Origin of the sequence: Nostoc sp. (assembly GCF_036917515.1) — a bacterium.
In the GTDB taxonomy this organism is placed as follows: domain Bacteria; phylum Cyanobacteriota; class Cyanobacteriia; order Cyanobacteriales; family Nostocaceae; genus Nostoc.
The window spans coordinates 26,187-40,637 of record NZ_JBALDE010000186.1 but is presented as its reverse complement, the minus strand read 5'-3'; the positions used below and the strand labels follow the sequence as shown (position 1 = coordinate 40,637).

The window sequence follows — 14,451 nt, the reverse complement described above, 5'->3', positions numbered from 1 at the left end:
GTATCCGCAAGCAACTGGAGTACTTCCCTACCTTGCGAGCGGCAATGGAGTATGTTCTGAGTTTAGTGTCCTAACCAACCTGGCGGTTGCTATATGTGTGTCAGGTGTATTATCGCCTTAGTACGCATCACCCTAAAAAATATAGAAATTAAGCTGCGATCGCCATATTTGTTTGAATCGTATAATTAAAATCTTGAATTTGTTAAGCTAAAATTTTAATCGTTGCTGACTATTGAATTTGTTATTATTGAACCTGGGTTTTCCTCAAAGGAGATATCCTATAGGAGTGAAAAAGAATATAGAGATATAGCAGTGTTACATCTCTTCAAGGATTGTGGATAACGCATATTTAATTTCATCAGATGTCTAATCAATCCTGCGACTAGGTAACTTAGTCCCACACTTCTGACAAAACCCAGCATTTACATTATGGAAAGCTAAACCACAACCTGAACAAACTATTTCTACCTGATTAGCAGTTTTCACCACTTGCTTAATTAAATCTCCCACTTGCCAAGGAATCAATGCAATTCCGGTAAAAATCATCAATACTGTTAGCAAGCGTCCTAATTCCGAAATTGGAATAACATCGCCAAATCCTACAGTTGTCATTGTGACAACAGAGAAGTAGAATGCATCCAAAAATGTACCGTAATTTTCAGGATTAACTGGATGCTCGACTTGATAAATTAAGCCAGAGTAAATAAAAACAATTGCAAATAACGTAAATAATATTCGCGCAAAAATCATCCCATCTTCACTGCTGATACTAGCGAATAAAAACTTTCTATCTATAAATCTAATTAATCGTAAAATCCGAAACCATCGTAATAGGCGGATAAAGCTAATATCCACCATACCTAGAAAAAATGGCATAATCGCCATTAAGTCAATAATTGAATAAAAGCTAAAAATATACTTAATTTTGTTTTCCACACTCCACAGGCGGAGTAAATATTCCACAGCGAAGATGATGACGATCGCAGTATCAGCTACATTTAACTGAAACCGCGTATAATCAGGAATATTATATGTTTCTGCCACAAAAATTCCTGATGATATTAGCACCAAAGAGGCAAGTGTTAAATTAATCGCTTTACCTATTGGTGTTTCTAGGTCTTCTAAGTAAAATTCTGTTTCTTGTCGATTCAGTAACATATTCGACCATTAATACATCTTAATTCCCAGTTATAACATTAGAAATACGATATTATTAATCATTATCCTTATGTTAACCTCAGCTTATATGAACCCAGAATATTTTATGCGTTTAGCATTGGCAGAAGCAAAAGAAGGCGATGCACCCTACGGTGCAGTGATTGTTAAAGATAACGAAGTCATTGCCGTAGCTCATAATACTGTGAGGAGAGACAACGATCCATCAGCCCATGCAGAAATCAATGCTATTCGTAGTTTAACAGCTAAAATTAAAAACCCTTCTTTAGAAGGTTATAGCATATATACAACTGGTGAACCTTGTCCAATGTGTGCAACTGCTTGTATTTGGAGTGGTCTATCAGAAATTGTATATGGTGCTTCAATTCAAGATTTAATTAATGTAAATCAATCACAAATTAATATATCTTGCGAAGAGGTAATAAATAAGTCATTTAGGAAAATCAAAGTCACAAAAGACGTTTTAAAAAATGAATGTTTAGAATTATTTATATAAGCTACCAAAAAACTTATTTTTAGGAGTAGTTCTTCCAAAGTAACTTGAAAAATCTTGTTCTTTATCTTTGGTCTAATGCGTAATGCCAATTTAATATGAAGCTGCATATAATAGAGAAAACGAACTGGATAAATTCAAATAACCATGAGTTGCCCTTTTAAGATTGAAATTGCAGAGAGCGAAGAAGAACTTAAAAAACGTCTACAAACAGCCAATATAGGAAACTAAAAAGAAAAGCTTATTATGCTGTGGTGGATAAAAAGCGGGCAGATTGAGGAGCAGCAAGAAATCGGAAAACGCTTGGCAAAAGATACTTCAACGGTCATGAGATGGTTGCAGAAGTACAGAACTGATGGGATATCAGGCTTATTAGAAATCAAAAAAGCTCTTCTTGTGCAAAACGGAAAATCGATGATACTGCGATCGCAGCACTCCTAGAGGAGTTAAAAATAGGAAAAGGCTTTAGTAGCTATGGTGCAATAGTTGAGTGGTTGAAACAGGAACATGGACAAGATATCGAGTATGCAACAGTTTATGCATTAGTTAGAATAGATTGCGACCGCCATTAGACATACCAGCTGCGGCTTTAATTAAATCGGCTGCTTTTTCACCAATCATAATAGTAGGCGCGTTCATATTGCCTCCAACCAAAGTTGGCATGATTGATGCGTCCACAACCCGCAACCCTGCAACTCCATGTACCCGGAGTTCAAGATCAACTACCGCTATTGGGTCAGTGCCATCTTGCAGGTGCCGACCGGATGGTACACCGTACTGCAAACTTCCCGAATATACGCTTCAATTGCTGCATCGTTAGTCACATCAGCACCAGAACCGACTTCCACACCTCGAACCTGATCAAAGGCACTGGTCTGATATCATGTCCGGCTAATTAGTTATGATTCTTGCATCTGTGCAAAAAAATCTGAAAACTCTTTCTCCCCTTGCTCCCTGCCCCCAGCAAGAACTGCGTTCTTAATGATAAGTCTTTAACCGGACATGATATGAAACAATTGGCGCATGACTTTAATTCCAGCAACTAGCTTTTGCACATCGGATTGACTTGCAGAAAGTTCAACCGAATCATCAGTGGGTCTTTCGGGTCAGGCGTTCGCGAAGCGCTGCCTTTAGCAGAACGTAAACTGACACTGCCAATGTTTTGAGGATGGGTCAAACTGACAATACCTGCGAATCCCAAAGTCGAGCGGGCATAGTTAGGTAGTGCCCACAGAAAAGGTCTGGCGAGTAGGGTGGTAAGTACAGCAGTTTATCCATCCCAGATTCATCTGTGTACACAATCTCGGATGGGGGTAGGGTGGACAAATGTGCTACGAACGCTTGCCGCTTGACTTGATCACGTTGGCGATCGCCATAAGTTTTTTTTTCGAGTCAAGCCAATTTTCTTCAGGACACGTGATATCGTGCGTTAGCGTAGCTCGCCGTACTCCTACGGAGAAGCAAGCTACACGTAGCGTTTCTAAGAGTTGGCATCGCTGATCTGCCTTTGCCAGAGTTTTGCCATCTCGAAAGAAGGTTTTATCTTCATGAATTAAGGCGAACTCACGAAATTTTTCCCAATCGGTGATTTGATCACCATTAACAGGAGATTGATTCGGCAAAGCTTGAAAGTCCCCTGTTTCGGCTCGTCGCTTCAGCCAGAAATCAATGGTGTTGCGACTAATATTAAACACAAGACTTGCTTGAGTTTTCTTTAGACCATCAAACTCGATAGCTTGGATTACCTTCTCTGGCAGGTCATAACTATAGGGGAATGGCATAGGTTAAAGCGATCGCAGTGCCGGAAAAGGGGCTACTTCTTGTATATGTCTTAATCGCCTTGGCGATTGCTATAATTATGGAAAATCATCTCCATCTAATCGCCTCTGCCGCCAGTTTATGCAAAGAAATAGGAAATTTTAAATCGTTCACGGCTCGCTCTATTATTGACTTACTTCAGAAAAATAATTCTAACTACATACTTAACCAACTTGAGCTTTATAAATTAAAACATAAGACAAAACAAGAATATCAACTTTGGCAAGAAGGTTCCATCCGCAAGCGATTCTAGATGAGGAAATGTTTAGACAAAAGTTAGATTATATTCACAACAATCCTGTCAGATGTGGTTATGTGGATGATCCCGCACATTAGCGGTATTCTAGTTGCCGCAATTACATTGGGCAACTAGGTTTATTACAGATAGAGTTGATTGGTGTGTGAGGGAAAGCGGAGTCTTGAAGATAGCATTCCCAGTAGGAGATTGGGAACGAGGAACGAGAGAACGAGGAAATTTGTATCAGGCGTTGACCAAATACCAACGCTGTAACGCCAACCTTTGAATTTCGCGCCAGGGAATATTATGCTTTCGGGCTAAGTCTGCACAATCTTCATATTCTGGCTGCACATTTGCAATAACTTTTTCTGGTGATTGTCCCTTCCATGCTATCTTGACACGCACTTTGCCATATTCCGTTTCCACTTGTTGAATTTCCCGTTGTAAAATGGCACGTTGCTGAGTTGTTCGCCGAATGCCTAAAGTTGTAGTTTCGCGGAATACAACCGCTTCACAGCTGAGTAAATTTTCTGGATGACAAATCACAGTCAGTAAAATCCCCGAACGGGACTTTTTCATACCGATCGCTTGGGTAAAAACATCCAGTGCCCCAGCCGCAAACAACGCCTCAAACACATAGCCAATCGCTTGTGGACTTAAATCATCAATTTGGGTTTCTAATACCGAGATGGTTTCCAAATTTGAGCTAGTAGCTTCAGAATCACTGAAATTTGCCTGTAAACTTGCGCTCTCACCCAACCAGAGGCGTAAAATATTGGGAATGGGTAAATTTATGGTTCCTGCTCCAAGTCCTATCTGCTTGATAGTGATCGCAGGTGGTGAACCAAAATCTCTTGCCAAAGTAGTGGCGATTGCAGCTCCTGTTGGTGTCACTAATTCTCTGTCAATCCCATTACTATAAACTGGACAACCCCGCATTTCCCATAGCTTTAATACCGCTGGGACTGGTACTGCCATCTGACCATGTGCAGCCCGAACAGTGCCGCCACCAGTCGGAAACGCCGAGCAGTAAAGCAGGGGCAATCCTTCCTGATTGCTCGCAATCCCCAACCAATCTAACCCCAAGCAAGTACCCACAATATCTACGATCGCATCTACAGCACCCACCTCATGAAAATGAACTTTTTCAGGCGAAATGCCATGCACCGCTCCTTCTGCTACTGCTAGCTGTTGGAATACTGCCAAACTCCAAGCTTCTGCCTGTGATGGCAATCCCGCTTTGATAATCATCCCCTCTATTTCTGGCAAGTGGCGTGTGTGATGGTGACTGTGTTCGCGATCGTGGTGATGGTGGTAATGATTGTGTAGTAAATCCACATGGACTTTAGTCGCCTGCTGACCATTCCGTTGGACAAGTTCTGCCCTTAACTGATATTCCTGTTCAATACCCAACCCATTAAGTTTTGCAATTAAATACTCCACAGGAACACCCAAACTTACCAAAGCACCCAGGCACATATCACCAGAAATGCCTGTTGGACATTGAATATAAGCAATTTTATTCATAATAAATTTGTCATTAGTCATTAGTTATTTGTCATTAGTCATGGGGCATTAGGCATTAGGAATTGGGAATTGATTAATTAATTAATAGTTCTTCTTCCCCTGCTCTCCCTGCTCCCTTGCTCCCCTGCTCCCCTGCTCCCCCTCCCTACTCACCGAGTTATGGCAAAAATTTTCCCAGTTCATCCGGATAATCCTCAAATTCGCCGAATAGAGGAAATAAAGTCGGCGCTCTCTAATGGAGCAGTCATGCTTTACCCTACTGATACAGTCTATGCGATCGGTTGTGATTTGAATGCTAAGTCGGCAGTAGAACGAGTACGGCAAATTAAACAGCTAGCAAACGATAAACCATTGACATTTTTGTGTCCCTCGCTTTCAAATGTGGCAACTTATGCCTTCGTAAGTGACACAGCCTATCGGATTATGAAACGCTTGATTCCAGGGCCATACACGTTTTTGCTCCCAGCCACGAAGTTAGTACCGCGATTGGTGCAAAGCCCCAAGCGGAAAACTACTGGAATTAGAGTACCAAACCATATTGTGTGTTTGGAATTGCTGGCAGCGTTGGGCAATCCGATTATTTCAACTTCAGCACATCTGCCACCAGATGAACCAGATAATGGCATGATTCGGATAGATCCTGAAACGATTCAGTCGCGGGTAGAGCTATTTGATCGTTTGGACAAGTTAGTAGACATAATTGTAGACACTGGTGAGGAACCTACTTATGAAGTATCTACTATCTTGGATTTGACCGGAGACGAAGCAGCAATTATACGGAGGGGTTTAGGTTGGGAAACAGCAGCAGCATGGGTATAAAAATTCCACTTCACAGGCGCACCTCTTTGTTTCGGAAATCGGGATCAAAACAACTCCAGTTTTAAAATTGTCATATTTAAAAGCGATGTCTATGATCAGCTGTTCAGTGAGGCAGTGGATATAAGAGGATGGTAGCAACACTTGACACAGTAAGGTATTTGACAACTTAAAAAAAACGGCAGGTACTCGTGTGCCAGCACTAAGATGGTGGCTTGTGAACAAAACCGACACATTGCCAGAACTGTAACTCTTTCGTATTTCCTATAGTTTTAATATATGAGCTTTAGATGTGAGCATTATATACGGCAAGTCTTGATGGATGAATGCCTAATTCTCCAGCCCAGGACGGTCTTGATTGCTGTGTCTGCGTTGTAATTACGGTGCAATACTACTGGAAAAGTCATGAAAGCTAATGTCGTCAGTCTACCAAATACACCCATTTTTGAGAACCACGTTTCAAATGAAGAATTTTCAGATAGCAGCAGCGATCGCTTGATTCAATTGCTGTCTGAGGAAATGCAAGCGCAAGTGAAAGCAACACCCAAGTGTATAGAAGCTTTAGCAAAGCGCATAGCCGTAGAAGTAGAACGCATTTGTGACAAAAGCTCCCGCATTCAAACATCTGGGGAAATCAAGTCTTGGCAGATGACGTTGGGAAGGCATCGGATGCAAAAATGCTTACGTTACTACCAACTAGGTTCCAAACAAGGGCGGGTGGAATTACATAGCAATTTAGGTGCTATGGTTTACCGCCATGTAACTGTATCTGGTTCGGAGTTGGGCTTTGATGCTCGTTACAGCCTGATTGAAGATTTTTTACAAGCATTTTATATCGAAGCAATCAAAGCTTTCCGTAGAGAAAATGAACTACCAGAGAATCACACGCCGCGTACTCAGCTGCAATTAGCTGAATATATGGCTTTTACAGAGCAGTATGCCAAACGCCGGATCAATTTACCTGGTGGTGCAAATCAGCAATTAATTATCTTGCGCGCCCAAGGTTTTGCTCGTCGTCAGCCCCAAGAAACTACCGTGGATATTGAAATGGCGGTAGAGTCTGCTAAGGGTGAAGAAGCAGAATCTTACCAGCGTAACTCAGCGGTGCAACAGCTGCGATCGCAAATGATCGCCCAAACTAATTTCGATCCATCTGAAGAATCAGAACGCGATCGCGTCATCACTGAATTGATGAAATATTTGGAGTCTCAAGGTCAATCTGATTGTATGAACTACCTCAGTTTGAAACTTCAAGACCTTTCAGCCCCAGAAATTGACCAAATTCTCGGTTTAACCAGCCGTCAGCGCGATTATCTCCAACAACGGTTTAAATACCACGTAGAAAAGTTTGCCAAACAACACCACTGGCAATTAGTACATCAATGGTTAGGCGCGGGTTTAGAGCAAAAATTGGGTTTATCTTGCCAGCAGTGGGAAATCTTTGTGAATCAACTCACAGAACAGCAACAGCAAATATTACAGTTAAAAACTGCACGAGAAAACGACGTTGCGATCGCTAAAGCCATCAAATGCACTCCCAAACAGCTGCAAAAGCGCTGGACTCAACTTTTAGAGCTAGCATGGGCTATCCGCAACGGTCATACTGAAGCCCAGACAGGTTGAAACTAAGGCGAAATCACTAAAATTTATCCAAACTCAATTCCAGTTATTAGAAATGTTGTTATGGATATGGCGGTTTTGGGGTTGAATAATGAAGGTGAATAAAAATAAGAGAAGACCATGAACCCAGCCATCAGCAACAGTTGGGAAGATGTAAAAGCCAGAATATCTCAACAGCATGGCTAGAAATTTAACTATCCTCATAGTCGCAGAACTAAACATTATCGAAGCTTATGACTGGTACGAGGGGCGGAAATTGAGGTTAGGCGCTGAGTTCCTACGGTGTATTGATGCCTGCCTGAATTAAATTCAGCATCACCCCAACACATACCAGATTGTTCGTGAAACCTATCGCCGCGCTACAATTAGGGGTTTACCCTACGTCGTTTTTTACGAGCTTAATGAACAAGAGATTATCATCTACGCTGTTTTCATTGTTTCCAATATCCAGAAAAATGGCGTAGTTGCTTGCAATAGTTGGTTTTTGAGACTAAAGAGAAATCAATTATTTTAACTATTATCTGAATGAGTAACTCTTTCCTTACCCAAATTATTAATACATTTGTATTTATTTAGTACAAAAATACCAATAAATTCGGATTTTTTACCTATTAATCCAACCTCGTTAAGTCAAAATCAAAAATTCATATTAAGCAACTGACCATTTTTTACTGCTTCTGTGAAATCCTATAATAAGCAGGACTTTTGGCAGAGGGATTCAGCATGGCTCTGACTCAAGGCGGACGGGCAAATAAGTCTGGGAATATTTTAGAAGCAAATGTAGAAGCAATCTTGAATGGGCATAATTATTTCCAAGTAGGAAATTATGTCCAAAAAGAATTTATACTAAATGCTACTTTATTGCCAAAACGTTATGGAAAAGAAGTTTATATTGGAACTGGAATTTATCATACGTATCTGAAGGTTGATTTTTATGTTGTTGGCTCATCTGTAATGCCATCTGGTTTAATTTTCGAGTGCAAATGGCAAGAAAGCCCCGGTTCCGTTGATGAAAAGTTTCCTTACTTGAACATGAATATTCAGCACTATTACCCTGCACCAACTATCGTAATTTTAGGCGGGGAAGGTATGCGAGAAGGTGCAAGCAAATGGTTGAAAGCAAGAGTTAATGATAATCAGAATTTATTAGCAGTTTATAGCTTAGACAGATTCATTGCTTGGGCAAATAAAAATCTTTAAAAGATGTAATTAATAGTTCGTAGATCATACCTCTATTTTTTATTTTTGAATTAATTGAACGCGCTGCTTTAATTTTATAGGTTTCAAAATTGATATCAGTATAAATTTTTCTAATAAATTCACTATCAGAATTGCATATCATAACTTTGACACCACGACTTGCTAACTCTGCACAAGCATCTCTTAAAATTTCTTGGTCTTTTTTACTAAAACAATTTTGACTATAAGCAGTGAAATAGCTAGTGTCACTGATAGGATGGTAGGGCGGATCAAAAAATACAAAGTCATCACTGCTAGTCGCATGATTTAGGACTTCTGTAAAATCTGCTTGTTTAATTTCTGCATGGAAAAGTGCTTCGGAGGCTGCTTTGAGTAAAACCTCAGCACAGATATTAGGATTCTTATATCTGCCTAAAGGTACATTGAATTTTCCCTGTGAGTTGACTCGATAAAGACCATTAAAACAAGTTTTATTAAGATAAATTAGACGAGCCGCTTTTTCTATATCACTACCACCAGAGTTGTTTCTGATACTGTAGTAATAATGTTTATCATGTCGGATTTTATGCTCTTTCAATAGAGAAATTAATTCTTCAACATGATCTCTAACACAACAATAAGTATTAATTAATTCGGCGTTAATATCAGTTAAGATAGCTGCATTTGGTTGAAGATAGAAAAAAACAGCACCACCACCTAAAAATGGCTCATAGTAATTTTTATAACTTTTGGGAAAATAAGGAATATATTGCTGTATTAACCGACTTTTACCTCCTGCCCACTTCAAAAATGGACGCGGGCTAGTTTCCTTCGAGACTTGAATTACCATTTACTTACAATTTAACTGAAAATAATTATGACTAAATAAAGCCAATATAACCGATGAACCAAATTTTAGATTAACTGGATAATTTTCCAGCCGCATATATTACAATTGAGTAGATAAAGCATATCAAAACAAACGTAAGTATATAACAAGGCAGTTTAGATTCAGATGTTTGACGGATTTTGGGATAACGTCTTTCGCTACCCCCGATACTTAATTACGATCATCTTAGGCTTGTTTCTCAACACCTTTGCGCCATTAGTGCCATTGTTGAAACGCCCTATCACCTTGATCGCTATCTTGGGTTTATTTGTGAGCAGCCTAGTCTTCCTGACTTTCACCTTACGGGCAATGCTGGGCTTGAGTACAATTTAGACAGCGTTATATCGGGGCTATGCCCGACAGACGGTTGCTCTTGGCGTTGCTCCCGCTAAGTACTGTCTACCCAACTTGCATCTATTTTTGTCGTACAACCTCTGTGATGAGGCAAAATTTTTATGGCTACAAATCGTCGGGTTTCCCGCGTTGCTGAACTGATCAAACGGGAAGTTAGCCAAATGCTGCTTAACGGCATTAAGGATGACCGTGTGGGTACTGGAATGGTCAGTGTTACTGATGTTGATGTTTCCGGCGATCTCCAACACGCTAAAATCTACGTCAGCATCTATGGTACGGATGAAGCTAAGGTAGAAACAATGGCAGGCTTAAAGTCGGCCACAGGTTACGTCCGCAGCGAACTTGGGGCGCGGGTACGGCTACGTCGGACACCAGAAGTAATATTTCTCGAAGATCGCTCCATAGAACGTGGTAATAAGGTATTGGCACTACTAAACCAACTTAACCACGATCGCCCACCAGAAAATCTGCTAGCAGTAGAAGACAGCACTGTTCAAAATGATCGGGAATTCTCCGAATAAGTAACTAAAACAACAATGTAACTTCAGAACAATTAATCTCAGCAAATCCGCCAAACAGTTTACAGACGTGACTAGATCACGTCTGTTTTAATGTAAACATAACTAATTCAGCAAGACACTTCCTTTCTTGTAGGCGAAACAAGGTTTAAACATTTTTCCTTACTAAAACTCCATTCCTTTATGGTTGGAATATTCACTAATTCTAAATTCTGAATTCTGGCTCCTGTTTATATGTGTCTTAATTCCGAATTAGTATTATTCCACCCTTTTACAGATGTTTTTTAAAAGAAAACTGGATGATGTTAGTGATGAAATTAACTAATAAATTATGGGCTTACTTAAGAAATTATTAACAGATGCTATGGTAAAAGCCTTGATAGTATACTTTAGTCGTTATGTTTTGCAACAGTTTATACAAAAATAACTGACAAATATTATTGTGTTGTTTATCTTAGATGAATACCAGCAGTTATAGATCCAGCTTTTAAGGTGATTATTTGATATGTAAGCCATCGCGATATAAACTTTTACTACCCACCAAATCTTGCCTAAACACAGTAACAGCAAGACTTTCAGACTTGTAGCATCAAAGTCATACAGCTACATAAGCAGGTTAAGTTAACTACTCGGAATTTTTTTTGTAAAGCAGATTTTCTCAAAATGTCAGGATTAGTTGACTTTCTTAACATTTCTTGAGATATTTTTCAGAGATATAGCGTCAAAATAAAAATAGTTCCGTATAGCAAACTACAAAATTGTAGCCACAAGTATAATTTCTGTAATGTTTGTTCCTAATTTTTAACGGGAACACTATCGTAAGTGTTAATTTGTGAGTAAAAAATATGAGTGTGAATACGGTGCCTTCTATCAATTACTACTCTCTAGATGTGATTCAAGACGAAGCACGCCGACTGGTGCAAAAGGGAATGATTAGCCGACAACAGCCAATATATACCCTCTGCCAATACATTCCAGCGAGAGAGTGGGTTTGCGTTGAATGTGAATTAGAGAAATGTGACTTTTTGTTACGCGATCGCATTGGCGACCTAATTGGTCGTGAACAGTGGGACAACGACTAATCAATGTTTGATATCGGGTTTGGGATTGGGAGTTTGTTTTTGATGTGTGGATGTCACCATCCACGATTCAATGTTCAATCTGGGGGATAATCTCTGGTTTTTAATGAGCATTACCCTATACAGAATCTTGCGTTTTTGATTAACATAGAAGCAGTTGAGTCTGAATTTATACAACTTTTCAAGTAAAAGAAGGTATCAAAACCATTTGTTCTGTACATATGGTGTCACAGCTTGACTTTAGTATGTAGATTCTGTGAAGTTCCTACATCGATCTGATAGAAGTGCAGGAACTTCACTTTTGACTCGCAATTTATTGCATCGCTTACTTCAAGTAAGTAATAACCTGCTTGCTGTTCAAAACCAAAATCCGTTTTGAAAAGTTTGCTAAGTCGGGCTAACCGACACCAGCAACTGGCTCAACTTTCACAAAATCCAAAATTTGTATAGTATTTTTTCTAAAAAAATCTCAAAAGCATAGAACAATCGCATAAACTATTATCCTACTTGCTCTAAATACTGATTAACGTCTTCAATGATGCGAGTAAGTTCAGCTTCAGTAGTCAAGCGGATGTTGACATTGCGGACAGTCAGCAAAACTTTGGCTGCGAAGGGGGTTGGCCAGATATTCGGATTACAAAAAACTTCTAAAAATACTTCACCCGTATAACGATATTCCAGGGGAGGCTGGGGAGTAACTCTACCACCACCAGGAGTGGGTTTAGCGGCGATCGCTTTTAGGCGTTCCATCAGTTGATCCGTTGCTGTTTTTAATTCTCGTGCTGCTTGGGGTGAAAAACTGAAAGAGACTGAACCTTCAATTAAGTTCAATGTTAGAGGAATTGAAGACATATTTTTTTATTAAAACTTCTTGATAAGTACTTATATTACCGGAAGAAGGGGTCTGAATCCCACTCTGATAGTTCCCGCTGTCTCTTTCAAAGCCCACTAGTACAGCACGGCGTAAATAGAGATCCCATTCACAATCAGGGATAAGCTGACAACACAAGCTTTTTGACTTTTGACTTTTGACTTTTGACTTCCGCTTTGCGGTACTAACCCAAGTTGCTAGTTATGCTTGCAGGTGTTCAGGTGGCGTTGCATAAGCAATAAAATCCCCTCCAGAGGAAAAATTAGGAGAGGTAATACTAAAGGAAATAATTACAATTTATGCTATAATTGATCACCTGTTAAAGGCGATCAGGCATAAAGACGATATTCGTGGTGCGATGAGTGAGGCAGAAATTATGACAACGGCGTTGGTTGCGGCAATATTCTTTCATGGTAATCATAGCAGTGCTTGTAGCTACATGAAAGACCACAACTTAATACCAGATATGTTAGAAAAGTCACGATTAAATCGACGATTACACAATGTGAAAATGTTAATTAACGATTTATTCCATCAAATAGGTATGAGCCTCAGAGCTAATTCGTAAACTCAAGTAAAGTACTTGTCTAGTAAGGGTTTCAGGAATTTAAGTCAATAAAGCACTTATTCGCTGAAACTTAGACCTAGTAATGAGTTGAGTACCCTTAAGATTTTCTTTACGAATCAGCTCTCAAACAAAACAGTGATTATACTGAGTATCTTTTAAATTGATTTCCTCTACCAATGTGTGATCATATTCGGATTTTCAATGTAAAGTTAATAAAGTCCGAGGAATATAGGGGTTAGATTGCATCTTTTAAACGCTATTTCTATGGGGTGAGAGTTCAGCTATTAACCACAAAAAATGGTATTCCGGTTGAATTTGTGTTTATGCCTGGTAGCGCTTCGGATGTACGTGCGCTCAATGCCTTGCCGTTAAATTTACACCTGGTAGTGAAGTATATAGTGATGCAGCATACACAGATTATCATGCTGAAAATGACCTTTGCGACTCATCTGAGATTGAGTTGAAAGTAATGCAAAAAAAGAACTCCAAACGTAAGGATGAACCGTGGAATCAGTATATTAAGCAGTGTACTAGACATGACATTGAAACCATATTTAGTAGTATCACTCGTGTCTTTCCAAAGTCAATTCATGCTTGTACCTGAAAAGGGTTTTTACTGAAGTTAGAAGCATTCATTTTTGTTTTCAGTTTCAAACAAGCATTTGTTTAATGAATCAAATATAATGCTTTAATTTCACTCAGTATTTGTGTTTTTGAGTTAGTTGAGGTGGCGGTTGCGCGACGCACAACCGCCACTTCCTCCTGAACGAGCGCACGACTATTCAAGTGCAAAATACCCACAGCTTGATAACCCGCAACTTAGGTTACTAGTACCCCTACGCGTAATTCGTGAGTCTGTCAAGACAAGTATTTTGTCCTGGGTAAATTAGTTTTTAGTAAGGACTTTAGTCTTTGTGTTAAGTACTGAAGTGCTTACTACGTACCAGGCTTTCACTAGCTTGCAATCAGAGTATTACCCTGTCATTCTGTGGTCGCCGAATCAGGCTGCGAAGCTGTCATCAATTTTCAGACTCGCACCAGTGATAAAACCGTCGGCACCTATAGCCAAGGCTTGTCCACCTGCCGCTTTGATCGCAAACACTACCTCGTTGGCTTTTTCCGGCGAGCTAGTGTAGGTGAGGGCGACAGCTGCCCCATCCTGGGCGAGGCGTTTAGCGATCGCCGCCCCTAGACTGCGTAAGCTGCCTGTTACTAATGCCACCTTACCTATAAGTTTTTGGTACTCATAGTATTCTTTTGTCGTTATATTCTTGTATCGTATGCTAAAGATATAAAGCATGGGGG

At 39.8% G+C, this 14,451-nt stretch carries 16 protein-coding genes and 3 pseudogenes; 11 read left to right on the top strand and 8 right to left on the bottom strand.

All coding sequences use genetic code 11. The annotated features are described in order from the left end of the window. Positions 1–366: 366 nt before the first annotated feature. The gene (locus tag V7K89_RS24880; RefSeq protein ID WP_335191915.1) at positions 367–1,158 is read right to left on the bottom strand and encodes an ion transporter; all 792 of its coding nucleotides are present in this window, start codon (positions 1,156–1,158) and stop codon (positions 367–369) included. 88 nt (positions 1,159–1,246) lie between these two features. Between V7K89_RS24880 and V7K89_RS24875 the strand changes: the two genes are divergently transcribed. Both V7K89_RS24875 and V7K89_RS24870 read left to right on the top strand, forming a co-directional pair. Further along, the gene (locus V7K89_RS24875; RefSeq protein WP_335191920.1) at positions 1,247–1,672 is read left to right on the top strand and encodes a nucleoside deaminase; all 426 of its coding nucleotides are present in this window, start codon (positions 1,247–1,249) and stop codon (positions 1,670–1,672) included. Between the two features lie 243 nt (positions 1,673–1,915). Beyond that, a complete protein-coding gene (locus tag V7K89_RS24870) occupies positions 1,916–2,110 on the top strand; it encodes a helix-turn-helix domain-containing protein (protein ID WP_335191913.1) in 195 nt (64 codons plus the stop codon). A 105-nt stretch (positions 2,111–2,215) separates the two neighbouring features. On the opposite strand, the pseudogene V7K89_RS24865 reads toward V7K89_RS24870, so the two are convergent. The 3 genes and pseudogenes from V7K89_RS24865 to V7K89_RS24850 form a co-directional block, all read right to left on the bottom strand. Then, positions 2,216–2,550, bottom strand: a pseudogene (locus tag V7K89_RS24865) (GMC oxidoreductase); the annotation flags it as partial. Between the two features lie 161 nt (positions 2,551–2,711). Next, positions 2,712–2,846 (bottom strand): hypothetical protein, encoded by a 135-nt coding sequence (locus tag V7K89_RS24855; RefSeq protein ID WP_335191907.1) that lies wholly within the window; start codon positions 2,844–2,846, stop codon positions 2,712–2,714. Between the two features lie 154 nt (positions 2,847–3,000). After that, complete coding sequence (locus V7K89_RS24850) at positions 3,001–3,450, bottom strand: IS630 transposase-related protein (protein WP_335191905.1); 450 nt, start codon at positions 3,448–3,450, stop codon at positions 3,001–3,003. Positions 3,451–3,467: 17 nt separating this feature from the next. On the opposite strand from V7K89_RS24850, the gene V7K89_RS24845 reads away from it, so the two are divergent. Then, positions 3,468–3,740 (top strand): hypothetical protein, encoded by a 273-nt coding sequence (locus V7K89_RS24845; protein ID WP_335191903.1) that lies wholly within the window; start codon positions 3,468–3,470, stop codon positions 3,738–3,740. Positions 3,741–3,968: 228 nt separating this feature from the next. Here V7K89_RS24845 and larC read toward each other — a convergent pair whose 3' ends face one another. Further along, positions 3,969–5,252, bottom strand: a complete 1,284-nt coding sequence (larC, locus tag V7K89_RS24840) for a nickel pincer cofactor biosynthesis protein LarC (RefSeq protein WP_335191918.1) — start codon at positions 5,250–5,252, stop codon at positions 3,969–3,971. Positions 5,253–5,411: 159 nt separating this feature from the next. On the opposite strand from larC, the gene V7K89_RS24835 reads away from it, so the two are divergent. The 3 genes from V7K89_RS24835 to V7K89_RS24825 all read left to right on the top strand — a co-directional run bounded on the left by V7K89_RS24835 (position 5,412) and on the right by V7K89_RS24825 (position 8,888). Then, positions 5,412–6,071, top strand: a complete 660-nt coding sequence (locus V7K89_RS24835) for an L-threonylcarbamoyladenylate synthase (protein ID WP_335191901.1) — start codon at positions 5,412–5,414, stop codon at positions 6,069–6,071. Between the two features lie 402 nt (positions 6,072–6,473). Then, positions 6,474–7,691 carry a HetZ-related protein gene (locus tag V7K89_RS24830; RefSeq protein ID WP_335191899.1) on the top strand — a complete coding sequence of 406 codons (1,218 nt, stop codon included), beginning with the start codon at positions 6,474–6,476 and terminating at the stop codon, positions 7,689–7,691. Between the two features lie 720 nt (positions 7,692–8,411). Continuing rightward, entirely contained in the window at positions 8,412–8,888 is a 477-nt protein-coding gene (locus V7K89_RS24825) for a PD-(D/E)XK nuclease superfamily protein (protein WP_335191897.1), read from the top strand. On the opposite strand, the gene V7K89_RS24820 is transcribed toward V7K89_RS24825, so the two are convergent. Then, positions 8,860–9,717, bottom strand: a complete 858-nt coding sequence (locus tag V7K89_RS24820) for a DNA adenine methylase (protein ID WP_335191895.1) — start codon at positions 9,715–9,717, stop codon at positions 8,860–8,862. The genes V7K89_RS24825 and V7K89_RS24820 overlap by 29 nt on opposite strands. A gap of 165 nt (positions 9,718–9,882) precedes the next feature. Here V7K89_RS24820 and V7K89_RS24815 point away from each other — a divergent pair, with 165 nt between their 5' ends. From V7K89_RS24815 to V7K89_RS24805, 3 genes are all read left to right on the top strand, one after another. Next, positions 9,883–10,089, top strand: coding sequence for a DUF751 family protein (locus V7K89_RS24815; protein WP_334823420.1), 207 nt, complete (start codon positions 9,883–9,885; stop codon positions 10,087–10,089). A 122-nt stretch (positions 10,090–10,211) separates the two neighbouring features. After that, positions 10,212–10,631 (top strand): 30S ribosome-binding factor RbfA, encoded by a 420-nt coding sequence (rbfA, locus tag V7K89_RS24810; RefSeq protein ID WP_335191893.1) that lies wholly within the window; start codon positions 10,212–10,214, stop codon positions 10,629–10,631. An 842-nt stretch (positions 10,632–11,473) separates the two neighbouring features. Continuing rightward, positions 11,474–11,710: a DUF4327 family protein gene (locus V7K89_RS24805; protein WP_069073690.1), complete on the top strand. Its 237-nt coding sequence runs from the start codon at positions 11,474–11,476 to the stop codon at positions 11,708–11,710. A gap of 495 nt (positions 11,711–12,205) precedes the next feature. Here the strand turns inward: V7K89_RS24805 and V7K89_RS24800 are convergent, their stop codons facing one another. Next, on the bottom strand, positions 12,206–12,559 hold the full coding sequence (locus V7K89_RS24800; RefSeq protein ID WP_292867555.1) for a hypothetical protein: 354 nt from the start codon (positions 12,557–12,559) through the stop codon (positions 12,206–12,208). A gap of 293 nt (positions 12,560–12,852) precedes the next feature. Here V7K89_RS24800 and V7K89_RS36060 point away from each other — a divergent pair. Both V7K89_RS36060 and V7K89_RS36055 read left to right on the top strand, forming a co-directional pair. Continuing rightward, positions 12,853–13,125, top strand: a pseudogene (locus tag V7K89_RS36060) (IS982 family transposase); the annotation flags it as partial. Positions 13,126–13,265: 140 nt separating this feature from the next. After that, positions 13,266–13,816, top strand: a pseudogene (locus V7K89_RS36055) (transposase); the annotation flags it as partial. Between the two features lie 330 nt (positions 13,817–14,146). Here the strand turns inward: V7K89_RS36055 and V7K89_RS24785 are convergent. Continuing rightward, entirely contained in the window at positions 14,147–14,368 is a 222-nt protein-coding gene (locus V7K89_RS24785) for an SDR family NAD(P)-dependent oxidoreductase (protein ID WP_335191887.1), read from the bottom strand. Between the last annotated feature and the right edge of the window lie 83 nt (positions 14,369–14,451).

Bases quoted from the DNA above. Each gene is read 5' to 3' on its own strand.
- V7K89_RS24880 (WP_335191915.1), bottom strand. From the start codon at position 1,158: ATGTTACTGAATCGACAAGAAACAGAATTTTACTTAGAAGACCTAGAA.
- V7K89_RS24875 (WP_335191920.1), top strand. From the start codon at position 1,247: ATGAACCCAGAATATTTTATGCGTTTAGCATTGGCAGAAGCAAAAGAA.
- V7K89_RS24870 (WP_335191913.1), top strand. From the start codon at position 1,916: ATGCTGTGGTGGATAAAAAGCGGGCAGATTGAGGAGCAGCAAGAAATC.
- V7K89_RS24850 (WP_335191905.1), bottom strand. From the start codon at position 3,450: ATGCCATTCCCCTATAGTTATGACCTGCCAGAGAAGGTAATCCAAGCT.
- larC (WP_335191918.1), bottom strand. From the start codon at position 5,252: ATGAATAAAATTGCTTATATTCAATGTCCAACAGGCATTTCTGGTGAT.
- V7K89_RS24835 (WP_335191901.1), top strand. From the start codon at position 5,412: ATGGCAAAAATTTTCCCAGTTCATCCGGATAATCCTCAAATTCGCCGA.
- V7K89_RS24830 (WP_335191899.1), top strand. From the start codon at position 6,474: ATGAAAGCTAATGTCGTCAGTCTACCAAATACACCCATTTTTGAGAAC.
- V7K89_RS24825 (WP_335191897.1), top strand. From the start codon at position 8,412: ATGGCTCTGACTCAAGGCGGACGGGCAAATAAGTCTGGGAATATTTTA.
- V7K89_RS24820 (WP_335191895.1), bottom strand. From the start codon at position 9,717: ATGGTAATTCAAGTCTCGAAGGAAACTAGCCCGCGTCCATTTTTGAAG.
- V7K89_RS24815 (WP_334823420.1), top strand. From the start codon at position 9,883: ATGTTTGACGGATTTTGGGATAACGTCTTTCGCTACCCCCGATACTTA.
- rbfA (WP_335191893.1), top strand. From the start codon at position 10,212: ATGGCTACAAATCGTCGGGTTTCCCGCGTTGCTGAACTGATCAAACGG.
- V7K89_RS24805 (WP_069073690.1), top strand. From the start codon at position 11,474: ATGAGTGTGAATACGGTGCCTTCTATCAATTACTACTCTCTAGATGTG.
- V7K89_RS24800 (WP_292867555.1), bottom strand. From the start codon at position 12,559: ATGTCTTCAATTCCTCTAACATTGAACTTAATTGAAGGTTCAGTCTCT.